The organism is Sorangium aterium, from assembly GCF_028368935.1.
Lineage (GTDB): Bacteria > Myxococcota_A > Polyangia > Polyangiales > Polyangiaceae > Sorangium > Sorangium atrum.
The window spans coordinates 3,765,992-3,789,697 of the sequence record NZ_JAQNDK010000001.1; the positions used below are offsets into that span (position 1 = coordinate 3,765,992).

Genomic DNA, 23,706 nt, shown 5'->3' on the forward strand with positions numbered 1-23,706 from the left:
AACGATCGGCTCCAGGATTGCGGTCCAGGCATGGACATGCATAGTGTAGCGATGTCAGCTCCGCTCGAACACTACGGTCTCATCGGTGACACGACCACGGTCGGTCTGGTCTCGCGTTACGGCTCGCTCGACTGGCTCTGCCTCCCACGCATCGACTCAGACGCGTGCTTCGCGAAGCTGCTCGGACGCGACGACCACGGCTACTGGACCATCCGGCCAGCCACGGCGATACGAAGCTTGGAGCGGCGCTATCGGCGGGACACGCTGGTCCTCGAGACCGAGTTCGCCTGTGAGAGCGGCCGCGCGCGCCTGATCGACTTCATGCCTCCGGGCGTCGCCCCGCGCGACGCCGGCCGGCTCGTCGATGGAGCCCACGACGTCATCCGCATCGTCGAAGGAATCGAGGGCGAAGTGCCGATGCACTCCGATCTGAGGGCGCGGTTCGGCTACGGCCGCGTGATCCCGTGGATCCAGTGTGACGGAGGCCGAGCGACGCTCACGTCTGGACCCGCCGCGCTTGCGTTCAGCAGCCCAGCATCGCTTGACCCCGACTGGAACGCCGCGCGATTGGAGACGAACTTCGTCGTCCGCGCAGGTCAGCGCCTTCCGTTCACCCTCACGTTCTACCCGTCGCATGAACACGCGCCGGCCCACCCCGTCGACGCGGAGCAGGAGCTCGCGCGAACCGAGCGTCACTGGCGAGAGTGGGCGGGCCGTTGTCGCTACCAGGGCCGCTGGCGTGATGCCGTCGTGCGGTCACTCCTTACGCTGAAGGCGCTCACCTATGCGCCCACGGGTGGGATCGTGGCGGCGCCGACCACGTCCTTGCCGGAGGACCTCGGCGGCGTTCGCAACTGGGACTATCGCTACTGCTGGTTGCGTGACTCCACGCTCACGCTCGACGCCCTGATGCGCGGCGGGTACCTCGAGGAAGCTCAGGCCTGGCGCGACTGGCTCATGCGCGCGGTCGCCGGCGCTCCTGCGCAGCTGCAGATCATGTACGGCGTGGCCGGGGAGCATCGGCTCACCGAGGTCGAGCTGCCGTGGCTCCCGGGATACGAGGAATCTAGACCGGTGCGGATCGGCAACGGCGCATACGATCAGTTTCAACTCGACGTCTACGGCGAGGTGCTCAACACGCTCTATGATGCCCACGCACAAGGCCTGCCGGATCTGCCGCACACGTGGGACCCCATCGTGGAGATCGTGGACTTCGTCGAGAAGTCCTGGCAGCGGCCGGACGAAGGCATCTGGGAGGTGCGCGGGGCGAAGCAGCTGCACTTCACGCACTCGAAGCTGATGGCCTGGGTGGCCGTGGATCGCGCCATACGCATGAACGAGGAGTTCGGCGTGGGCGGACAGCATCGACTGGAGAAGCGGCTCCAGCGCTGGCGCGCGTTGCGCGAGGAGATCCGCCTCGACCTGCTCGATCGCGGATTCAACACGCGCGTCGGGGCTTTCACTCAATCGTACGGATCGGAGGCCCTCGACGCCAGCGTGCTCCTGATCCCGCACATGGGCTTCCTGGCCGCGGATGATCCCCGCATGCTGTCCACCGTCGCGGCGATCGAGAAGGGCCTCACCCGGGATGGCCTCGTCCTGCGCTACGCGACCGAGACGGGGGTGGACGGTCTGCCGGGGGACGAAGCTACCTTCCTCATCTGCAGCTTCTGGCTCGCCGACAACTACGCGATGGCCGGCCGCCTCGACGAGGCGGAGGCGCTCCTCGATCGCCTGGTCTCCCTCGGCAACGATGTCGGCCTGCTCGCCGAGGAGTACAGCCCCGAGCTGCGCCGCCAGCTCGGCAATTTCCCACAGGCGTTCTCTCACATCGGGCTCGTCAACACCGCTCACATCATCGATGCAAGGAGAGCTGGGAAGGAAGTGTCCTTGCCATCGGCGGCGTAGGTGCTGGGACACAGCGTCCTGGTGGACGGCTCCGCGTCGGTTCCCAATGACCGCCCGAGCGTGTTTGCTTCGCGAGGGCCCGTGGGCGTATACTTCGCCGGATGTCCACGGGCGGCGGGAACCAACGCAGGGTCGACGTGGTGATCCTCGTCGCGATCACCCTGGAGTACAAGGCTGCCCTCCAGGTCGAGGAAGGCGCTTTGCCAGAGAGCCGGTGGGAGCAGGAGGAAGGTCCCACCGGCCTGCCCGTTGCGTTCAGGAGCTTCCAGGGAGCCGGTGGCAGGCCGCTGCACATCGCGCTGGCGCAAGCGGGCGACATGGGGGCGGTCGCTGCGACGAACGCGCTGCTGCCGCTCGTGCAGGAGGTTCGGCCGCGGTGCGTCGCGATGTGCGGCGTGTGCGCGGGGCGGCCGGGCAAGACCAAGCTGGGCGATGTCGTCGCCGCCGAACGGTTGTTCCTGCATGACACAGGCAAGGCTCTGCCAGACGGGGTGCAACAGGACCTGAGGACATACAACCTGCGCGATGACTGGAAGGTTGCGCTAGAGCACGCAGACTTCAGCGCGCGCTTCAAGAACGCCTCCTGGTGGAAGGCGCGCCCCATCCCCTACGAATGGCAGGAGAACTGGGTCCTTGCGAAGCTGCACGAGGGCGTCGCGGATCCTGGCGCGCTGTCGGAGTGCGATGAGATGTGCCCACAATGGGCGGACGTCATCGCGTCGTTGTGGAAGTCCGGCCATCTGCACAATGGCAAGCTCGCGCTCACGGAGGAGGGGCGCGAACGGATTGGGCGCATCCTGATCCAGCAGCGAGGCCGGTTCCCGGATCTTTCTCCTGCGGGCGCGCTGCTCCCCTTCAAGGTGCATGTCGCGCCGATGGGCAGCGGCAACAAGGTCGTCGAGGATCAAGCGTACTGGAGCTTTGTGTCGGAGCACATGCGCAAGACGCTCGGCCTCGAGATGGAAGCCGCGGCCCTTGGCGCGCTCGCGCATGCCCAGCGCGATACGAGGCTCGACGCGCTGGTGATGAAGGGCGTCATGGACTTTGCCAATCACGGGCGCGACGACCACTTCAAGGAGTACGCCGCTCGCGCCTCGGCCGAGTGCTTGATCGCGTTCCTGCGCGACAACCTCCCACCAGAAGCACCGAACGACCCGCTCGACGACCTCCTCGTCCCGGGAACGTCGGAGCCGCCGGTCGAGGCGAGCCCCGCCGCGCTCTTGAACGCCCGCTACCAGGTCGTGCCGTTCTTCGGCCGCGCCGATGTGCTCAAGGAGATCCATGCCTGGTGCGATGCTACAGCCCCTGTACGCGCACGCCTCTTCTACGGTCCTGCTGGCATAGGGAAGACGAGGCTCTTCATCGAGGCCTGCGCTCAGCTGCATCGCGGGGGCTGGCGAGCGGGCTTCATCCCAGGAGGCGTCGACAAGCGGCAGCTCGAAGCGCTGATGGTGGCGGAGTGTCCCACGTTCGCGGTGATCGACTACGCCGAGAGCCGCCCCGACCTGCGCGACCTCCTTGAGCCAGCTGGGCGCGTTCGCGCCCGGAAGGGCCGGGGTCGGCTGCGGCTCGTGCTCCTCGCCCGCAACGCCGGCGACTGGTGGACGTTCCTGCAGGGCTCCGATGCCGAGCTAGGAGGGCTGCTTGCCGATCACGCGCCGCGAGCGGTTCCACCCGGGGTCGCCGCGAGCCCCCAGCGGATAGAGGCCTTCCGGGAGGCGGCGGAATCGTTTGCACATAAGCTTGGGAAAGCCGTTCCAGGTGCGATGCCGCCGCTCAACGACTCGCGCTACGATCGGGTGCTCTACCTTCACATGGCGGCGCTCGCGACGGTCGAGGGGCGGGAGTTTACCGCAGAGACGCTGATGGGCAGCACGCTCGATCACGAGCAGCGTTTCTGGAGCTCGCGCTTCCCGCGCGCTGACTCCTTCGATGCACGGCGATTCATCGAGCAGATGCGACGGGCCGTCACCGCGCTCACGCTGCGAGGTGGCGCTTCGAGCCGCGGTGAGGCGGCCGCGCTCGTGGCCAGGATCATGGACGAGCGTGACGAGAAGCTCGTGGATCAGTACCTCCGTTTCCTGCGCGACCTTTATCCCGGGCAACGCCGTACCTCTCGCACAGGTGACTACCTCGGCGGACTCGAGCCCGATCTGCTGGGCGAGGCCATGGTGCACCGCACACTGTCGCTGGAGGGCGGCGAAGCCGACTCGTACCTGGACCGCGTGCTCGAGCGCCCTGCTGGCGAAGATGCGTTGCGGACCGCCTTCGCGGTGCTCGGGCGGCTATCCGAGGATCAGTCCGAGGATGGAGAACAGTGGCTCACGCACGTGCTCGGGCGCGACGTTGTGGGCCGAGCGATGGTGGCATTTGAAGCGGCGAAGGCTCTCGGCGAGCGCACGGCACATGCGCGGCTCGGAAGCGTGCTCGCGAAGTCCCTGGAGCGGGAGGGGACGATTGATCTTGCGGAGCAGATGGCGCGGACAGGGCTGCCAGAACGCACCGTATCACTGCGCGAGGTCGCGCTGTGGGCAGCGCAGAAGCGCCTGGAACACCTTCCGGAAGGCATTGAACTGGAGCGGCTGGCCAAGCGATCGCGTTTGCTGAACAACCTGGGCAAGATGCAGAGCGAGCTGGGGCAGCGGGAAGCGGCGCTCGCTTCCGCCCAAGAGGCCGTCACCATCCGCCGCACGCTGGCCGAGCAGCAGCCCAGTGCGTTCCTGCCCGACCTCGCCCTGGGCCTCAACAATCTGGGCAAGACGCTGAGCGAACTGGGGCAGCGGGAAGCGGCGCTCGCTTCCACCCAAGAGGCCGTCACGCGCTACCGCACGCTGGCCGAGCAGCAGCCCGATGCGTTCCTGCCCTACCTCGCCCTCAGTCTCAACAACCTGGGCGCGATGCAGAGCGCGCTGGGGCAGTGGGAAACGGCGCTCGTTGCCACCCAAGAGGCCGTCGCCATCCGCCGCACGCTGGCCGAGCGGCAGCCTGATGCGTTCCTGCCCTACCTCGCCCTCAGCCTCAACAACCTGGGCGCGATGCAGAGCGAGCTGGGGCAGCGGGAAGCGGCACTCGCTTCCATCCAAGAGTCCGTCACACGCCACCGCACGCTGGCCGAGCAGCGGCCCGATGCGTTCCTGCCCGACCTCGCCGCGAGCTTCAACAACCTGGGCTTGATGCAGAGCGAGCTGGGGCAGCAAGAAGCGGCGCTCGCTTCCACCCAAGAGGCAGTCACGCGCTACCGCACGCTGGCCGAGCAACGACCCGATGCGTTCCTGCCCGACCTCGCCATGAGCCTCAACAATCTGAGCAAGACGCTGAGCGAGCTGGGGCAGCGGGAAGCGGCGCTCGCTTCCACCCAAGAGGCCATCACGCACTACCGCACGCTGGCCGAGCAGCGGCCCGATGCGTTCGTGCCCTACCTCGCCGCGAGCCTCAACAACCTGGGCTTGATGCAGAGCGAGCTGGGGCAGCGGGCAGCAGCGCTCGCTTCCACCCAAGAGGCCGTCACGCACTACCGCACGCTGGCCGAGCAGCGGCCCGATGCGCTCCTGCCCGACCTCGCCGCGATCCTCAACAACCTGGGCTTGATGCAGAGCGAGCTGGGGCAGCGGGAAGCGGCGCTCGCTTCCACCCAAAAGGCACTCGACACAATTTGGCCTTTTTTTCTAGACGCGCCGCATGCATTTGCGCCCAAAACATCCATCATCCTTCGCAGAATGCTCCAAATCATAGAGGCGCTTGGCCAATCCTCCTCACCCGAACTGCTCGAGCGCATCGCGCTCGTGGAGCGAGCTCTTCCAGATCAAGAACTCTAAGTTCGAATTTTGCACTCTTGGTTTCCAGTACTACAGTTGCAGAAGCGCCGAGCGTGAGGATCTCACCAGGCGGCCAGCCAGTACACTTTCCCAACTTTCCGCAGAAATCGCGGCACTACGTCGAGTGCGTCGCCGCTATTTGCAACCGTAGTACTAAGTCGCGCATAAATAGCTCAAACCCAAGTCGCTCGTCCTATCCTGCTCCCGATCGGGCAGGGGAACCGGTCGCGGCGATTCCGCGCGCGGGTCTACGGCGAGAAGCGCATCGTCTCAGTGGCGAAGCCGTCGCTGCCCCGGTTCGCCTTGTCGTGCGTCTCGTCGAACACATCCGCGATGCCGCCCGGGCCCCCTTCGCCGATCTCGAACGTGACGCGATCCAGGGTGAGCTGCTCGTCGTCGGCGTAGGCGATGCCGATCGAGGGCCCGCCGGAGCCCCCGCCGCCGTAGCCGCCCGTGCCGCCCCAGCCGCCGTAGCCGCCTCGGCAGGCGTATTCGCCCCCCATGGCCGGCGCCTGCCCCGGCGGGCCTCCTTGCACGCCCTGCCCGCCCATCTGGCCTTCGCCCCCCCTGCCTCCGGCGCCGCCCGTGCCCGTAATGACCCGCGTTTCCCGCAGGGTCAGCTTGCTGCCCGGATGGGCGAAGATCGCGATGCTCGCGCCGCCCGCGCCGCCGCCGCGGCCGCCCGTGCCGCCGCAGCCGCCGCCGCCGCCCGAGCCGCCTGACGCGCCGCCCAACGCCGCGCTGCCGCAGGCGCTCCGGCCCCCCGGCGCGCCGCCGCCCCCTCCACCCCCCTGGCCGGGCGCTCCCGTGCCGCCCTGGCGGCCGGGCACGCCTTCCCACCCGGCCTCGGTGAGGCGTCCACCCTGGCCGGCTGCGCCGGGCTCGCCCGGCGCGCCGTCATCCCCACGACGGCCGTCCGCGCACGGGGCGCCGTCCTTCGCGCCCGCGCCGCCCAGGCCCGCGTCCCTGGGGTTCGGGGCCGTCAACGGCTTGCCGTCCTCGGCATCGCCACCGCGGTCCGGGGCCCCGTCGCCGCCTTTGCCGCCCGTCGACACCGGGTCGCCGCACACGGTCGTCACGGCGGGTGCGCCGGCGACGGTCGCTGCCGAGCAAGCATCCCCGCCGATCGCTCCGATCTCCCCATACGCTGGCTGCGGATCAACGTAGACCGCATCCTGGCCGTCCTCGCCTTTGTCGGCGCTGTCCGACTGGATCTCGCTCCGGATCACCTCCACGACTGCGCCCGGCTCAAGCCTCATCGCGATCGAATGGATGCCCTGCCCCAATCTCCATTCCTGCAGCACGTGCACTTCCACGATCGTGGATACGCCGTCGGTGGCCACCTCGCCGTCGCCCTGCGCTGCCACCACGGTAATCGGGGCGCCGCCGGCGCTTGGTGAATGGAGAATTGCCACAGCATGGCCCAAATTTTCCGAGTTGTGCCGCCATCCCCTGAAACACTCGAAGCCGCCCCACAGGTCGATGCCGGAGGGTAACGTGATGCCCTCGAAGAAATTCTCATTACACGCGAACACCCGCCCGCGTGCCTGTGGCGCGAGCGCGATCGCACGGACGAGCGTCTTCACGGGCTTGTCCATCGTGCCGGGATTGCCGTCGTCCCCCAACGTCCGGCTCACGAACACCCCGCATCCCCCCTGCACGCGCCGTGCGGCGAGGCCATCGAGGCATGCTTCCTCCGAGGGCTCTCCTTCGCAGGTGCCGTCCTCCGCGCACGGTGGGGCGAACGTCTCCGTTCCGCACCCCAGGGCGGCCGGAGAGGACAGCAGAACGACCCATGCGGCGGCTGTAATCTTCATGATCCTCTATCCTGCTCATCCCCGCGCGAAATCCCTCATCGGGGCGGCACGATCAGCTCCGGGAATTCCCAGAGGAAGGCAATTGTGCCGCTCTCCCCACTGGCTTGTGTCACATTGGGATCGCCGCCGAATCCACCGGCACCAGGGGCGCCCCATGTCCACAAAGCGCTCTCCGTGAGGTGAACGCCGCTGTCCACGCGTGCGATGGCGATGGAAACGCCCCCGAGCCCTCCGCCGCCGTGGCCGCCTTTGCCTCCGGCGCCACCCCGACCCCCTTCGCATGCATAGTAGGCCTCGGGTGCGATAGCGCCACGGGGGCCCTCAGGCCCACCCTTGCCACCGTCTTGCCCCCTCCCTCCGTTGCCGCCGCGCCCCCCATCGCCCGTGACGATGTCGGTCTTGTCCACCATGACGTGCGCATGCAGTGCGATGATCCCGAAGCTACTGCCCCCGTGGCCGCCGCCTCGGCCACCGCGCCCCCCGCAGCCGCCGCCCCCACCCGAGCCGCCGGACGGTCCGCCTTGCGGATCCACCGGGCGGCACTTCCCGTTCGGCCCGACGCCGCCACCGCCGCCGCCCCCCTGGCCGATCCCCCCGTTCTGGCCGTCCTTTCCCGAGAAACCCTGCCAGCCGCGCGCGCTAATGCTTCCGTATTTGAGCGGGTCGTCTACGCCCGTCCCGCCGCCGACCCCGTGCGCGCCGGCCTTCCCAGCGCCGCCATTCTTGCCGGGCGTGCAGGTCATCGGCCCGCCCTTTCCCCCTTCGCCGTTGTCGACCGAGCCAGGCGCTGGTGCCGGTGCGCCTGGCTCGCCGTCGCCCCCCGCAGCGATGTCGCCGTCGCCGCCCGTGCCACCGATGGATGTCGTGCCGTCCTCGCACACGGTCACGGCCGGCGGAGCGCCCTCCGTCCAGTCCGCCAAGCACCCGTCCCCCCCCTTTTGGCCACCCGCCCCATCCGGCGCCCGCCATCCTTGCGGAGCGCTTTCCCCATCCGCCCCATCCGCGCCGTTCCCCGCCAGGATCTCGCTCGACACCACGTCCACCGCAGCGCCCTCCCGCACGATCATCGCGATCGACGACCCGCTCGGCCGCACCGCATCCGCCGCCACGAGCCGCACGCCGAACACCGCCGACGTCATGCTCGCCTGCCGCGCCTCCACCGTGAGCGGCACCCCCTCCGGCGCCGGCGCGATCTCGGTGAAGCGGTTTTTGCCGCCCCAGATCCACGCCGCTGTGGCGCAGTCCCGGCCGCCCCAGATCGCGACGCCCGACGGCAGCGTGACCGCCTCCTCGAAGTCCTCCGCGCAGGCGTACACCCGCCGTGTCCCCCCGGGCTTCGACGCCTTCTCCACCGCGCGCTGCAGCGTCCTGACGGGCGCTTCCCTCGTCCCGTCGCTCGCGTCGTCCCCGCGCCGCGCGACGAACACCCCGCACCCGTCCTTCGCCGGGCTCGTCACGGGATCGCCGTCACACGGAGACGCCGGCAGCGCCGGTGGCGTCTCGCCGGGGAGCGGCTCGCAACTGTACATCGTCGTGCAGTCTTCGACATAGGAACACCCTGCGCCCCCCACGACGCTCCCGCAGCCGAGCGCGATCGCCGCGACCGAGCGCAGCGTTCCTCGACCTTGCCTCCCGCGCGTTCCCATGGCCCCTCGTCGTCTCACCACACGCCCAGAAGAACGAGCCCGGCCTGCGTTCCCGTCGCGCTCGGAATCACATGAACGCCTTCACGGGCCGGCGTGCTGCCGAGCAGCCATCCCTCCACGAGGAAGGATGCCGCCGTCGCGATCCCGAACACGGCCCCCGTCACCAGCGCCACATTGCCGAGCGTGGCGAACCGGCCCCGCTCTGCCACCTCCTTGCGGATCTCCGCGCACGGCGAGGGCGCGTTCGGCCACCAGCACGTCGTCGGCGTCCAGCCTTGCCGGCGGCGCACCATGTCGCGCTCGGCCAGGTTGCCGTCGATCACATCGGCCCGCAGCAGGAACACCGTGCCGGCTGCCAGCCCCGCCGTCGCGAGCGCCGCGCCCCCGATCCGCAGCTCCATCAGGGGAAGCGCCCGCCGCGCCGCCGGAGGCGGCGATGGGGCCTCCGGCCGCACCGGGCCGGCGCTGGCCGCCCCCGGCGGCGCGGCGCGCTCCGGCGCGCGAGGCAGCTTCAGGGTCAGCGAGCTGGCCTTGCCCGCCTGCCCGTCGAACGTCCCCACCGCCTCGCTGTGGCCATCCAGCCGTGCCCGCACGGTGTGCTGTCCCGGCTCCAGGAACAGCTCGTACGTCGGCGCCTGGCGACCCAGCGCTTTGCCATCGACGAAGACCTCCGCGTCCGGTGGACTCACCCCCAGGTAGAGCGTCACCACCCGGCTCTCGGCCTTCAACAATCCGTCTTCGGCGCGCTCCACCAGCGGGCTGCGGAGCGCGCCTCGGTGTCTCAAGCTCTGCGCCAGGTGGTCAGCCGCATCTCGATAGCTGCCCAGCGCGAGCTCGCACAGGCCGAGCTCCGCGGCGATCTCGGCGCGCTCCGCGTCGGTCGTCCACGCCGCGTCGGCCGCCTTCAGCGCCGCCTCGTACGCCGCCTCGGCCTCGGCCCATCGCCTGGCATCGCGCGCCTGCCGAGCACGGCGCAGCAGATCCTCCGCGGTCGATGTCTCCTGCGACCCCGCAAGCCCATGGGGATCCTGCGCGCTCGCCACGCCCTCCAGCGCCGCGACGATGCCAAGAAAGGCGCACGGCAAGACGGAGAGGAGCGCATGGCGCACGCCACGCTGGATACTCCTGCACGCAAGCCCATGTCAATGCGCACGGTCCCGCAACCGCCGAGCCTCCTCGTATATCCGCCTCGTGGTCCAGTGAGCTCACGATGGTCGGAAATCGTCCTCAAACCACCGGATGCATGAGAATTTCAGCAATAATGATGCAATGCGTGGCTCCGCTTCGGAAGGCCTTGAGGACGGAACGAGCACCTCACCCACGACGGCTGCTGGGCCCCCGTTGAGATCCGCAGCGGGCGCAGGTGTGGCGGCGGAGGAGGAGACCTCACCGAGCCGCTGGTCCTCTCTTCTCGGGCTCGCCCACCGTAGGGCCACTCGCCGCGCATCTGCGAGGGCTCGGTCGATTTTTTGACCGTCCGGCCGGGCTCGGATCGTCTGCTGGACCGTGGACCGACCAACGCCGACCTGCCCTGTACCCGCCCGCGTGAGATCGCTCATCAGCTACGCTGGGGTGCCCGAGCGGGACCGCGACGACGTCGCGCAAGACGCCATGGTGCGGCTCTGGGAGCGGCGGGAGCAGGCCCGATCGGCGAGGAACCCGAGCGCGTGGTGCGACAGCGTCGTCCTGAACACGGCCCGCGATCACCGGCGAGCGTCGCGCAGGCGCGAGGAGGCGCTCACGGGCCTCGACGAGGCGGCGCTCTGCGACGAGCGGGAGAGCCCCGAGGAGCACGCCATCGCTCGCCAGGAGGCGGAGCTGGTGCGGCAGCTCATCGAGGAGATCGGCGAGCGGTGCCGCGGGGTGTTCATCGCGTGCGAGCTCCTGGAGCGGCCGATCGCCGAGGTCGCCCGAGAGCAGGAGATCCCGCTGGAGACGGCACGAAGTCGGCTGCGCCGGGCCTGGGAGGAGTTCGAAGAGGCGGCGGCCCGCAGGGAAGCGAGGCAACGAGGCCGCGGCGCTCGCCGGCTGCGCGCCGCGCTGTTCCCGCCCTGGCTCCTGGAGCGGTGTTCCTCGCGGCGACGTAGCCCCACGCGCTGGGTGGCGCGAGGCTTTGCCGTCGCCTGCGCGGCGGCGCTCGGCGCGCTGGCCGTGGGCCCGATGGAGCCCCTCGAGCCTCTCCACCCCTCCATGGCCATTCTGCTCTCCAGGAGGACGACCGGGCCGGCAACCGAACAGGCCGCGAGGGGCCCCGCCGAGCCGGCGCGCGTGAGCGGTGCGCTGGACGGGGCGGTGATGGCCCTTCCGGCGCTGGATGGGGCGGTGACGGCCCCTGCCGTCTCCGCCATGCCGACAGGCTGGCCAGCGGCGCAGCGCCGCCCGAGGCTCAGCTCCCGCGAGCAGGAGCTGATCGCCCGCGCACGGACAGCCATGGCGGCCGGTGATGTCGTGTCGCTCGTCGAGGCGCGACGCCTGCTGGAGGAGCACGGACGCAGATTCCCGCGCGGTCGCCTGGCTGGTGAACGCGAGGCGCAGCTGGCCGGGCTCAGGTGATGACCGCGCAGTAAACATTGACGCGAACGACGTGGCCTTCGTCACGGAGGCGGTGCTGGACCACCGTGGTTCGCGGCCTTTGTCATAGGGGATTGAGCGCTTCCTGAGCGGGCGTCGCGCGCCGTGCGACGTCCGCTCAGGAGCGATCGTGTCCGCGCGCCGACGAGCGTTCGCGCGGGGCATTCACGTTTCACCTGGAGGCGAGCCATGGAGCTTCTGGCGCTGCCCTCGCGAGGGGCGATGATGCATTCCATCAGAACACACGTCTTCACCGACGAGCCGGCTCCTCCGGCCCGGCACGACAGGACGGCTCGTTCGAGCGCATCCGGCGCGCCTCGCACCGCGCAACGGACAGCGGCGCAGCCGAGACCCAGGCAGAACAAGGTGAAGCCTGCCGCAAGCCCGTCTCGGGCTCATGCGTTCCAATGCCTCCTTCAGGGAGAAACGATTCGGCGCGTTCGCCGGTGGCTCGCGCGGCTCCGTGTGCCCGAGCGCGATCGGCACGACCTGAGCCAGGACGTCTTCCTGGCGGCTGTCATGAGCTTCGGCAGCTATGACCCAACGCGTGGCCCGATCGCGCGGTGGCTGAACGGGCTCGCGGTGAACCTGGCTTCGCGTTACCACGCGAAGGCATCTCGGCGGAACGAGGTCATCACGGACCCCGTGGAGCTGTGTAAGGCTGGCGAGCGCGCGACCGCCCTCGAGCTCCTGCTCGCAGCGGAGCGGCGGCGCCTGCTGAGATCAGTCGTCCGGGAGCTGCCGTTCGAGCTGCGTTCGGTGCTGGTCCAGCGCGACCTCCACGAGATCCCCATGAGAGACATCGCCGAGACGAGAGAGATGCCCCTCAGCACGGCGTACAAGCGGCGTACGAGAGCGCTTCACAGCGCGCAGGAAGCGCTCGCGAGACGCCTGGCTGCGTGGGATTAGCGCTACGCGAAGCCCCGGGTTTACACGCGACCGGGTAGCATGGTGAAGCAGCGAGAGAAAAAGCGGTGATGTCCGGAACCAGATCGGTGCAACCCGCGTTCCAGACACTCGCCCGGCGCATCCCGGACACCCGAATCTACTGAATGCACCGCACGCGACGGGTATGGCTCCGATGAGCACCTACGGCGTCCTCGCGCACCGGGCCCCGAAGAGGGTGCTGCTGATCAACGGGACGAGGCCGTTACGACGGGACGAGAGCAGGTCCGGCGCAGTGGACCGGGGCTGCTCCGAATCATCGAAGTCGAAGTTCCCGCCGCGGAATCCCCGGCCCGTAGCGTCGATCAAATTGGCACAATCATTGCATTCGCTTGGATAGTTTGCTGCGTACCAGTCCAGGACCCACTCCCCCAGGTTCCCGGCCAGGTCCGCCTGTCCCCACCTCCCATCTCCCTTCGGCGACCGCGACCCGACGGCCTGGATATCGCTGAACGCACACTCGCCAGACGCAGACCGATCCCCTGCGCAGTCATACACCGCATAACTGTTATCGATTCTGGTCGAGCTCGCCGGATTCGACCACGGATACGCCCGCTGCTCGTCTCCTCCTGCCGCCGCGTAGTTCCACTCCGCCTCCGTCGCTAGCCGGCCCCCATCCCACGCGCAGAACGCGAACGCCACATACCAGTTCAGGCAGTTCATCGGCAGGTGCTCGGTACCTCCGTCGGTGTCGTCTCTCCACGTCTTGTAGGTCGGGCTGCAGTTGACTGCTGCCTTCAATGCCGCTGCGTCCGCGGGCAGGTTGCTCGTCCACTCCGCATTCCACCCGCTCCCCTCGATCAGCGGGTGAGCCCCCGCTCCCGGCGCCGGCTTGCTCCCGGGATACGCCTCCACGAACCTGCGGAACCGCCCCACCGTCACCTCGAACCGCTCCAGCAAGAACCCGCTCACCGTCGCTGGATACCTCGTATCGTTGTCCCGGTTGAACGTGCCTCCGGGCGCCGCCTCCGCGGTCGCGCAGCAGCTCTCGTCGCTACCCGGCCCGCACGTCTCGGCCAGTCCGACGCAGCTCGGCGGCACGCACTTCCCTCGGTCGCATACGGGCGCTGCCGCAGGACATGGCTCCGCCTCCTCCCACGCCCCGTGTTCGTCGCACCGCTGCGGCCGGTCGTCCGAGCAGCGCACGTCCTCCGGGCCGCACTCGCCGATGCACGTTCCGTCGACGCACGTCTGCCTGGCGCATGGATCGCCGTTCTCCCACCGCCCATCGACACATCGCCGCGGCGTGTTCTCCGAGCACTTCGTCTCGCGGCCTGAGCACTCCGGGACGCCCCCACCCACGCTCTCGCCGCCGCTGCCCTGCGCCGAAGCGCCGGTTCCACCCGCCCCACTCCCCGGAGCATCACTGTTACCGGTACTGCCGGGCGCACCGCCAGACCCTTCACCTGGTTCGTAGCTGGACGAGTCCGCGCCGATTGAACATGCGCAGCCGCCCGACACGGACACCGCAATCCCTGCCAGAGCCGTCGCCACCGACACGTTGAACCACGTCGAGCCTGCCATGGCGGTGCAGCCTCGTCCTCTCGCGGCCCGGTAGTCAAGGGAGCAGAGAACGTTCTGCCCTGGACGCATGTACACCTCCACTGAGCTCGTGCTACGTGCGCGCCGACGACGCGATACGCGGGTGCTGGACCGCTACAGGCACGTGTTGTCGACGACCACGCCGGTCTCCCGGAAGCGCAGGGTCCCCGGCTCCCCGTCGAGCGTCAGGGTGATATCCATGTCGATGACGCACGGGATGCCGGTTTCCGGCTCAGCCTCCCACGTCATCGTCCCGGTGGCCCCGGTCACTGCATAAGCGCGCTCGTCGGGGTCCGGCATGCCCGTGTCGGTGCAATCGCCCATCTGGTCGGTGAGCGCCACGTCCAGCACGCCCCAGAGCCCCTCCAGCTCGATCCCGGCATAGAGCGGATCGCTATCGGCGAACGACGCGATCGAGATCACCAGACACCGCTCCTCTCGCAGGTCCGCGTGGTGCACGAAGACACGGTCGTGATCGGCGATCACGTAGTCTGCGCTTGCGCAAGCCGTATCCCTCGACGCGTTCACCCCGGCCGCGTGCGCCATGCACTCATTGCAATAGGTGCGCTGATCGCACCCGCAGACCCCCTGACATTCGTCCGGACATCTCCCGACCCGCGGCCTCGGCGCGCATTCGCCCTGCGCGTCTTCGGCGCACGTCGTGTCGGGCATGGCGCAGTACTCCGCCTCCCCGCAGGTCGCTCCCGCGTCCCCTCCGCAGGCGACCGGCGCTGCGCCTCCGCTTCCGCCTCCGCCGTCGCCGGTCGTGCCGCCGCCAGCGCTGCTGCTCGCGCTGCCGCCCGCGCCGCCGCTTCCGATCGGCGACACGTGTTCGTCATCGCTGCAGGCGGCGAGGAGGAGTCCGCACAGCAAGGAGCCAAGGAGCTCATGTCTCATGAACGGACTATGCCATGACCGCTCGCCGGAGAGGAGCGGTCACGGCGCTGTCATGCCCCTGCTTATCCCCGAGGCGCCCGGCCCTTCGCGGAAGCGCCGCCGCGCTGCCGCCGGCGAGCCGCGCCGGCCAGCGCCAGCGCGATCGCCGCGAGCGACGCCCCGAGCGAGCCGCGCGCGCCGGCCACGGTGCAGCCGCAGCCGCTGTCCGCGCCGGAGCCGCCCGCGGCGGCCCCGCCCGAGCCGCCGCCGCCCGAGCCGCCGCCGACACCGCCGCTGCCGCCCGTGGCGCCGCTGCCGGCCGGATCCGTGAGGCCGCCACCCGCGCCGGAGTCCAGGCCCGCGCCCGTCGAGCCGCCGGTCCCGCTGGCCGCCGTCGTGCTCGTGTCCTCCACGCAGGCGCCGCCGGTGCAGGTCTGCCCGCTCGGGCACACCGCTCCAGCGCACGAGTCCACGCACGCACCCGCGTCGCAGCGCTGGCCAGGCGGGCACTCGACGCCGACGCAGGCCGACTCTCTGCAAAGCCCGCTCGCCTCCTCGCACGCGCGCCCGCTCGGGCACGGCGTGCACGGGCACTCCGGCTTGCACACGCCGCCGTCGCAGACCGTGCCCTCCTCGCAAGTCACGGTGCTGCACGGGTCGACGCACACCCCGACCCGGCACACCGTCGGGAAGGGGCACTGCACTCCATCACAAGGCGCGCGGCACCGCCCGCCGACGCACACCTCGCCCGCGTCGCAGGCGACCTCGGCGCAGGCAGGCTCGACACAGAACCCCGCGGCATTACATGCCTTGTCCGAGGGGCACACGAACTCGCCCCTGCCGCACGCCTGCACGCACACGCCCCGGTCGCAGACGTGATCCGGCGGGCAGAGCTCGCCTTCGTCGGTGGCGCCGTTGCAGTCGTTGTCGAGCCCATCGCAGGTCTCCTGGGACGACGGCACGAGCCCCTGGCAGGTGAGCCCACCCGCCGCGCACTGGGTCACCCCTGGCGCGCACACGCCGGGCAGCCCGGTGTCGCACGGCTCGCCGCCGCCGGTGCAGGTGAGGCCGCTGAAGAAGTAGACATAATCGTTGTAGTCGCCATCGTTGTTGAAGTCGCCAGGGTTCGGGCCGACGTTACCATCCTCGAACGCGACGTAGAACGCGTTCGGCGTCACCGTCGAAGCGTAGATGACGGCGGTGACCCAGGGCCCGGGCGTGGTACAGCCCGTGCACACCTGATTCCACCGCTGCTCGGAGTAGTGGGTCTGCGCGCCGATGAGGGCGAAGCCGATCTGCCCGCCCGCATAGGCGAGATCGCTCCGGATATCCGCGGCGGTGATGACGGTGCCAACGACGGAGCCGGCGGGGACGATCTCGTGGATGTCGCCGCTCGCCGGCGGCGCCGTGGCAGCGGGGTCGACGTTGTACCAGCCGACCCCGAGGCGAGACCCTGTCTGCCTGAGCACCAGCTCCGCCGTGAAGCCGCAGAGCGGCGAGAACGTCGACGGCTCGGTGTTCCCATCGGCCTGGTAGTCGAGCCCCTCTCCCCGGTTGGCGAACAGGGTGTAGAGCTGGACCTCGTTGTTCCTCGAGTCCCGGGGCATGACGCTGCCGTTCGGCTGCGTGACGAGCGCGCTCGCGGGGAGCGACGAGAGGCCGATAAAGAGCGCTCCCGAAAGGATCAAAGCGCGTTTCATCACCTGGTGATACAGAGACGCGCGCCCCAGCGTCAACGGAAACATTCCGTGACAGCAGACAGGCGAGATGTCGGGCGCCCGCCTACAACACCGCTCCGCTGACGCTCATGAGCGTGAAAGCCTCTGCGCTCGCGGCGGTCCGCTCAGGCGACGCTGCGCGCGGGCCCTGACGCGGGCGCGGCTCCGTACGTGACGCGATAGCGCTCGTACCGCTCGAGGAGCTCGCTCGTGGTCTTGGGCATCGGCACGCGCGCGCGTGTGATGTACGAGATCACGTTCTTGCCACGGACGATCAGCTCGACGCCCTGGGCCGCCTGCTCCCGCTCGTGGGGCGAGGCGTCCTCGCCGAGCAGCGGCCGGAAGGCGGCGAGCTTCTCCGCCGACACGACGAACGACGTCCAGACCTCGAAGATGTCGTCGTCGGTGCGCAGCGTCTCGCACTTGATCTTGGCCGCGTGCGCGAACTCGCGGGCCAGGCGGTCGAGCCCGGCGAACATCGGCGCGCCCGCGAAGGTGGCGATCATCGCGTCGCGAATGCCGTCGATCGCCCTCATGCTCTGGGCGATCTTGACATACCGGCTGTTGTAGAACGCCTCGATGGGGAACGAGAACGCCTTGAAGGGCTCGCCCCAGAGCTCGTCGAGCCCCTCCTCGCCGCTGCGGTGGAGCACCATCTTCCCGAGTGTCAGGGCCTCGAGGAGGTGCTCTCCGCACTCACGCATCAGGGCGTTGTCGGGCTCGATGGTGACGCCGAGCTCCTGGATCTCGACGAGCTTGGTGAAGATATCCGCCGCTCGATTGAAGATCGCGCCCGCGAGCATGGCGGCCTTGACGCGCTTCCGCTGCGGATCGGCCTCCGACTCGAAGGCGAGCCGCGCCTCGTCCAGCCGTCTTCCTGGGACGTTGATGCCGTGCTCGACGTGGTTGAACAGGCGCCGCGTCAGCGCCTCGATGAGCCGCTTCTTCGCGAGCAGCGTGTCGGCCGGCGCCTCGTAGGCCTTGATCCAGTAACCGTAGTAGTAGACCCGCAGCTGGCCGTCGATGATCTGCTTTTTCCCGAGCGGTATCGCGCTTTCCATGGCCCGCCTCCGATCGGCTGCCAGGCGGCGCCCCTGCGCTGGATGCGCGCGGGGGAGCATGCCCGTGCGACAGCCGAGTAGCATGGGCGCAAGGCGGCCCGCAAGCCGTGAGCGACGCGATCCGGCGGAGTCCTCCGCCGGAAACCGGGACTTAACCGACAGGAAAGACAGCGGCTCGCGGCGTCGCCGCGGCCGAGCGCCAGCCCGCGCGCCCGCCGACCTCGGGGGCTACTGCGCGCACCCCTCGAGCTCGGCCATCATGCGCCAGAAGGCCAGGGCCTTGTTCTCGCAGGCGCCCTGGGTCGTGTGGGTGTGCTCGTATTCCGTGTTGCCGGACGTCTCCACGTCGTAACGCGGGTGCTGCATCGGGATCTCGACGCCGCCCACCGTCGTCGTGTGTCGCTCGCCGTCCGCGTAGACGTCGAGGTCCTCGAAGTCATAGAGGATCTTCCCGTGATCCCGGCAGAAATCGCGGATCTGCTGGTTGCGCTCCGTGCGGTTCACGCCGTTGTATTCCTCGTCGCCGGGCCCCGTCATGTAGATGAAGGTCACCTCCGGGAACTCCTCGCCGAGCGCGTCGAGCACGTCGAGGTACCGCTGCACGTCCGCCTCGGTCTGCTCGGAGATCTCCGAGGACCACGCCCACATCGAGTACCGGATCTCCGGGTGCGCGCCGAGGATGGTGCGCACGTCGTTGATCCCGGCCTCGGTCGCCCAGTACTCCTCGCCCGGGATGAGGTTGGTGTCGATCATCCCGTCCCACATCAGGAAGGCGCCTTCCTGCTGCGGGACGTCGCAATACTCCGTCTCGAAGGCGTAGGTAGGCGTCTTCGCCTCGAGGCTCTCGGCGCCGACGATGATCTGGAAGCCGTGCGAGCGGTGGGCGTAATGGAAGACGAAATCCCCCGACGTGAGCGCCTCGGTGCAGCTCGCCGGGATGCCGTCCAGGCTCGCGTGCCGGTGGTCGAATGTCCGCGCGTTCGCGGGATCGGGATTGGGATCGCCGCCCGACGCCGTCGTCACCCCGCCGCTCGACGCCGACGTCGACGTCGACGCGCCGCCCGACCCGCTGGTCGCCCCGCCGCCCGACCCGCTGGTCGCCCCGCCGCCGGACCCCGTGGTCGCCCCGCCGCCCGACCCGCTGGTCGCCCCGCCGCCCCCGCCCGTCCCACTCCCGTCTGCCGGGCTGTCGTCTTCTCCGCAGGCCAGCACGCCGAGAGCGAGGGAGAGACCAGCAACGATGATAGTTGAATTGCAAAATAATTTGTTCATTGCAGTGTGGATTCTAGACGGAGGCAAGGAGATCGCAATAGATCTCGCAGGCGGTCTCGTGCTGCCGCGCGGGGGTCTGGATGTGGGGGCGCCATGGTTTCTGGCGGCGCGGGCTCCGGCGGACCGCCGCGGATGCCCGGCGTGCTGCGCTGCGCAAGCGGGGCCCCGGTGCGCCGGCGGCCACCTGCGCGCCACCAGCGCGCAGCGTCGGCCCGCGCGGCGTCCGTGCTCGCCGTGCTCGCGAGCGCATCCCCCTCGCCGGACACCGCTGCTGTCAGGAACTTCACTCACCGACGGCGCTGCCGACGCCCGCGACGGCGCTGTCGACGCCCGCGTCGGACCGCGCCTGTCACGGCGCTCCGGGGAGCCATCTCGTGGCCGTATCGAGCCCGAGGCGCCCGGAACGTGGCGCACAGAAGGACAATCCATCTAACATCTCCCGGCTCATCGTGGCCGGCGGCTTTCCTATCCTGTACGCTCCCCTCGCCTCCCCTCGGCTATCAGGAGGAAGCCATCACCATGCAGTTCGCTCCGGATTCCGTCGTAGGTGGGAAGTATCGTCTTGAGCGACCTCTCTCGCACGGCGGGATGGGCTCGGTGTGGGTGGCGCGACACGTCAACTTGGGCTCTCTCGTCGCGGTCAAGTTCATGGACCCGACCTATGCTGCGTCGTCGACGTTCCTCGCTCGCTTCGAGCGTGAAGCCAGGATCGCAGCGAGCCTTCAGAGCCCACACGTCGTCTACGTCCAAGACTTTGGCGTCGACGACGACACTCCGTACCTCGTGATGGAGCTGCTTCAGGGTGAGGACCTGGGCACGCGTCTCGAGCGCGTCGGCCGGCTCTCTCTCGTGGACGCCACCCTGATCCTCCTGCAGGCCGGCAAGGCCATCCGTCGCGCGCACGACGCCGGCCTCGTCCACCGCGATCTCAAGCCTGCCAATCTGTTCCTCGTGCGTGTGGAGGGAGAGCAGGACGAGGTCGTCAAGATCCTCGACTTCGGCATCGTCAAGGAGACGGGCGCGGTGCTGACGGAAGAGGTGACCCGCACCGGGGAGCTGCTCGGCTCGCCCCACTACATGAGCCCGGAGCAGGTCCGGGGCGAAAAGGACATCGACCAGCGCAGCGATCTCTGGTCGCTCGGGGTCATCCTCTTCTATGGCGTCACCGGCGAGCTGCCCTTTCAGGGGGCCCAGCTCGGCGCCGTGATCGCCAACATCCTGGTCGGTCCAGTGCCCAGCGCGTCCCTGATCGCGCCCGACCTGCCGCCGGAGATCGATGCCTTCTTCGCGCGGGCGCTGGCCCGCGAGCGGGCGGAGCGCTTCCAGTCGATCGGAGAGATGATGAGCGAGCTCCGCCGTATCGCGGGCACGGCGTCGCCATCGATTCCGGATCTGCAATCCCCGTGCTCCGGCGTGCCGAGCACCGCTCGGCCGAGGCTCAGCGGGACGATAGCGCTCGACGCCGCCCAGCTCGACGAGCCAGCATCCGCGCCCCGCTCGGCGGGCCCCGGCACCCTGACCATCGCCGGATCGACGGCGCAGGAGGCCGGACAGCAGCGGCCTCAGCGCGCGATGCTGGTGGCCGGCATCGCGATGACGATGCTGCTCGGCGCCGGCGTCACCATCGCGGTGGGTGGGGGCGGAGCGAGCGGCGGGGACGGAGTGGGCGCGAAGGTCGCCTCGGCCGGCGCGCCGGCGTCAGCGGAGGTCGCCGCCAGCGTGTCGGCAGAGGTCGGGCGCTCCTCGGAGCCGCTGGAGAGCGTGACGCCCGCGGTGCCCGCTGCGGAAGCGACGGGCTCGGCAGCGGACGCCGCCGGCGAGACCGCGGCGCCCTCGACGTCCACCACGGCAGCACGGCCGCCGTCGAGCGCCACGCCCAGGCCGCCGCACACGGGTGTCCCCGCCGCTTCCAGGAGGCCGCCAATCCCGCCGACGACTACGCCGGGGCTCGACCGCGCACCGATTCCGGAGGTGCCCTTCTAGCGCGGAGATGCCTTGTTGGCATTTTATGAAAAATTGAACAGGGAGGCGGGGAGACGGGGAGATTTGTGGGATTTCACTCCCCGTCTCCCCGTGAATCCTCTCGACAAATCGAGGGTTACTTCTGCTCACCGACAAGACACGTGCCAGCGCCCGGCGTTTCGATGCCGGCGACGAAGCATCAACAGCGCAAGGCCCATGGCGACGACCGCTGCGTACGAGCTCTTCGGCCTGGAATCGCCGGCGACGACCGCGCACCCGCCTGTCTCACCCGATTCACCTGCAGAATCCGAGCCCACACCGGAGGTGGCGCTGTCAGCAGCGCCGCTCGTGCCGCTCGTGCCGCTCGTGCCGCTCGTTCCGCTCGGGTCGCTGCCGCCCGTCGTGGTGACTTCGCCGCCGCCGGCGGGCTGCCCGCCAGAGCCGACGGTCACCCCCTCGCCCACGCCTCCGCCGTCCCCCGAGGCGCCACCGCTCCCCGCAGCAGGCCCGGCGCCGCCGACGTTCTGGTCACCCCCGGAGCCGTCGCCCGAGCCACCCGTGCCGCCGCTGCCGGCAGCCTCGGAACAATCGGTCTCCGGATCGGCGCCACCGGCCTTGTCGAGACCGAAGAACGCGAGGATGGCGTCGGCCTCGTACGCCATGGAGTGCGCGCCGTTTCTTCCTGACCAGGCCTCGAACACCGTCTGGTTACACTCGTTCTTCCAGAACTGGCGATCATAGGTGGTCCCGCCCGATGTGATCATGTCGGTCGAGGTCGGGGTCTCGCTCAGCTCGAGGACGTTCGTCCATTCCTTGATCGCCTCGGCCTGGTTCTTGTAGTTGATCGTCGCGTCCGCCGTGCCGTGGAAGATCTGGAGGCGGGGGCGATGTCCCGTATACCCAGGATACATCCCGCGGACCAGGTCTCCCCATTGCTGCGCCGACTTGCTCGTCCTGCCCCCCGCGCAGTTGTTGCTCCATTGCTGGCCCGCGTCGAAGCCGTCCGCCCAGCACCCGGCTGCCACCCCCGCCCTCGCCGCGCCGGCCCGGAAGATGTCCGGGTACACCGCCAGCATGGCTTGCGTCATCATCGCGCCGGATGAGCCGCCCATCACGTAGACCCGCTTCGGGTCGCCTTTGTACTTCTCGAGCGCGTACTTCACCATCTGAGCGACGGCCTGCGTGTCGCCTCCGCCGTCGTGGGTCAGGGATTTCGTTGTGCCCACATCCCAGCAGTTCCGGCCGGTGGCCTCCGGAAGGATGATGATGAAGCCGTTCTTGTCGGCGCCCGCTTTGACACCCGAGATGCTGTTGAAGAACGAGCTCACCGGCGTGCTGCAAGAGTGGCAGCCCACCACGATGGGCGGGTTCTCGGCCAGCTTGTCCGGCACGTAGATGTTCATGTTGACGTAGCTCGGGACGCCGTTCGCTCCCCACGTCGCCCGGCTCACCGCCTGCACTGACGCCGCGTACACCGGCATGGCCGCGAACAGCCCCAAAGAGAACGACGCGACCACGAAAACGCGATTCTGAAATCGACGCATGTTCGATGACCTCTAAAGCTGGCGTCGCCGACGACGGCGCGCGATTGGCGCGTGGATGCTATCGATAGAGGAACTTTGACGCAAGCCGCGTCGGGTTCTTCCAGCTGAAGAAAATTGAACCAAGACCTTGCGCATCATGGATGCCTTCTTGCGCTGTGGATGGCCGTAAACCCGCAGCTCACCCCTTCACGCCGGGCGGGCCGCCTTTCGACCTCGCTGCCGCGCACCGCTCTGCATAGACGGCCGGTGTGAAGCCGACCTGGGCCTTGAATTCCCGGATCAGGTGCGCTTGATCATGATACCCGAGCTCCTGCGCGAGCGCCGCCCACGCGACGGGCGCGCCCGTGGCCACGCGCTCCGCGGCCTCGTGGACGCGCGACCGCCGGATGATCCACTTGGGTCCGACGCCGATGTACCGCTCGAACGCGCGGTGCAGCGTGCGCACCGAGACACCCGCGACCCGGGCGAGATGCTCGGCGCGGTGGATGTCGCGATCTTCCTGCGCGCGGACGGCGAGCGCCATCGCCTCGCCGAGCCCGGCGTCCTCCGGGCCCTTGCGCGCGCGCAGGAGCTCCTCCACGGCGCGGATCGCGACGCCGTCGTCCGGCTGGTCGAGCGCGGCGCGCTCGAGCGGCCCGGCCGCGCCGCCGAAGATCTCGGCGAGGGGGACGACGCGGTCGACCAGCCGGCGCATGGGGAGGGGCGCGAACGGGAAGAAGCCGCCTGGCTTGAACTTCGTCGCGACGACGCGCCCCGTGCCCTCGAGCCGGACGACCTCGCGCCGGGTCCCGATGCCGTGCACCGCCGAGCCCGGCGCCTCGATGGCCAGGTTGACGCAGGGGTGCGGCAAGACCTCCTGCTCGAAAGGAGCGGCGAGCGACCAGCGGACGACCCAGTGCCAGTCGACGAGCCTGGCCAGGTCCGGCGCGGGCGCCTGGCGGTGCAGCTCGAAGCGCTGGAGACCGGCGGCCGGGTTCAAGATGCCGCGGGTGGGGTCCTCGGGGGTGATGGTCCGGCTCATGATCGCGC

Annotated in this window: 15 protein-coding genes; 5 read left to right on the forward strand and 10 right to left on the reverse strand. The window is 69.4% G+C overall.

The window, feature by feature from the left end:
* Positions 1-51: 51 nt before the first annotated feature.
* A complete protein-coding gene (locus POL72_RS13970) occupies positions 52-1,908 on the forward strand; it encodes a glycoside hydrolase family 15 protein (RefSeq protein WP_272095693.1) in 1,857 nt (618 codons plus the stop codon).
* Between the two features lie 137 nt (positions 1,909-2,045).
* On the forward strand, positions 2,046-5,723 hold the full coding sequence (locus tag POL72_RS13975; RefSeq protein ID WP_272095694.1) for a tetratricopeptide repeat protein: 3,678 nt from the start codon (positions 2,046-2,048) through the stop codon (positions 5,721-5,723).
* A 248-nt stretch (positions 5,724-5,971) separates the two neighbouring features.
* Here POL72_RS13975 and POL72_RS13980 read toward each other — a convergent pair whose 3' ends face one another.
* The 3 genes from POL72_RS13980 to POL72_RS13990 form a co-directional block, all read right to left on the reverse strand.
* A complete protein-coding gene (locus POL72_RS13980) occupies positions 5,972-7,309 on the reverse strand; it encodes a collagen-like domain-containing protein (RefSeq protein ID WP_272095695.1) in 1,338 nt (445 codons plus the stop codon).
* 266 nt (positions 7,310-7,575) lie between these two features.
* The gene (locus POL72_RS13985; RefSeq protein WP_272095696.1) at positions 7,576-9,186 is read right to left on the reverse strand and encodes a hypothetical protein; all 1,611 of its coding nucleotides are present in this window, start codon (positions 9,184-9,186) and stop codon (positions 7,576-7,578) included.
* A gap of 14 nt (positions 9,187-9,200) precedes the next feature.
* On the reverse strand, positions 9,201-10,295 hold the full coding sequence (locus POL72_RS13990) for a PEGA domain-containing protein (protein WP_272095697.1): 1,095 nt from the start codon (positions 10,293-10,295) through the stop codon (positions 9,201-9,203).
* Between the two features lie 436 nt (positions 10,296-10,731).
* On the opposite strand from POL72_RS13990, the gene POL72_RS13995 reads away from it, so the two are divergent.
* A complete protein-coding gene (locus POL72_RS13995; RefSeq protein ID WP_272095698.1) occupies positions 10,732-11,739 on the forward strand; it encodes an RNA polymerase sigma factor in 1,008 nt (335 codons plus the stop codon).
* 243 nt (positions 11,740-11,982) lie between these two features.
* Positions 11,983-12,666 carry an RNA polymerase sigma factor gene (locus tag POL72_RS14000; RefSeq protein ID WP_272095950.1) on the forward strand — a complete coding sequence of 228 codons (684 nt, stop codon included), beginning with the start codon at positions 11,983-11,985 and terminating at the stop codon, positions 12,664-12,666.
* A gap of 180 nt (positions 12,667-12,846) precedes the next feature.
* Here the strand turns inward: POL72_RS14000 and POL72_RS14005 are convergent, their stop codons facing one another.
* From POL72_RS14005 to POL72_RS14025, 5 genes are all read right to left on the reverse strand, one after another.
* Positions 12,847-13,743: a formylglycine-generating enzyme family protein gene (locus POL72_RS14005; RefSeq protein ID WP_272095699.1), complete on the reverse strand. Its 897-nt coding sequence runs from the start codon at positions 13,741-13,743 to the stop codon at positions 12,847-12,849.
* Between the two features lie 615 nt (positions 13,744-14,358).
* Positions 14,359-15,072 (reverse strand): hypothetical protein, encoded by a 714-nt coding sequence (locus tag POL72_RS14010; protein WP_272095700.1) that lies wholly within the window; start codon positions 15,070-15,072, stop codon positions 14,359-14,361.
* Positions 15,073-15,203: 131 nt separating this feature from the next.
* Positions 15,204-16,820, reverse strand: a complete 1,617-nt coding sequence (locus tag POL72_RS14015; RefSeq protein WP_272095702.1) for a MopE-related protein — start codon at positions 16,818-16,820, stop codon at positions 15,204-15,206.
* Between the two features lie 143 nt (positions 16,821-16,963).
* Positions 16,964-17,899, reverse strand: a complete 936-nt coding sequence (locus tag POL72_RS14020; protein ID WP_272095703.1) for a hypothetical protein — start codon at positions 17,897-17,899, stop codon at positions 16,964-16,966.
* A 228-nt stretch (positions 17,900-18,127) separates the two neighbouring features.
* Entirely contained in the window at positions 18,128-19,171 is a 1,044-nt protein-coding gene (locus POL72_RS14025; protein ID WP_272095704.1) for a hypothetical protein, read from the reverse strand.
* 519 nt (positions 19,172-19,690) lie between these two features.
* Here POL72_RS14025 and POL72_RS14030 point away from each other — a divergent pair.
* Positions 19,691-21,154 carry a serine/threonine-protein kinase gene (locus POL72_RS14030; RefSeq protein ID WP_272095706.1) on the forward strand — a complete coding sequence of 488 codons (1,464 nt, stop codon included), beginning with the start codon at positions 19,691-19,693 and terminating at the stop codon, positions 21,152-21,154.
* 125 nt (positions 21,155-21,279) lie between these two features.
* On the opposite strand, the gene POL72_RS14035 is transcribed toward POL72_RS14030, so the two are convergent.
* Together POL72_RS14035 and POL72_RS14040 are read right to left on the reverse strand one after the other, a co-directional pair.
* Positions 21,280-22,677 carry an extracellular catalytic domain type 1 short-chain-length polyhydroxyalkanoate depolymerase gene (locus tag POL72_RS14035; RefSeq protein WP_272095708.1) on the reverse strand — a complete coding sequence of 466 codons (1,398 nt, stop codon included), beginning with the start codon at positions 22,675-22,677 and terminating at the stop codon, positions 21,280-21,282.
* 178 nt (positions 22,678-22,855) lie between these two features.
* Complete coding sequence (locus POL72_RS14040; protein WP_272095709.1) at positions 22,856-23,698, reverse strand: helix-turn-helix domain-containing protein; 843 nt, start codon at positions 23,696-23,698, stop codon at positions 22,856-22,858.
* Positions 23,699-23,706: the final 8 nt, after the last annotated feature.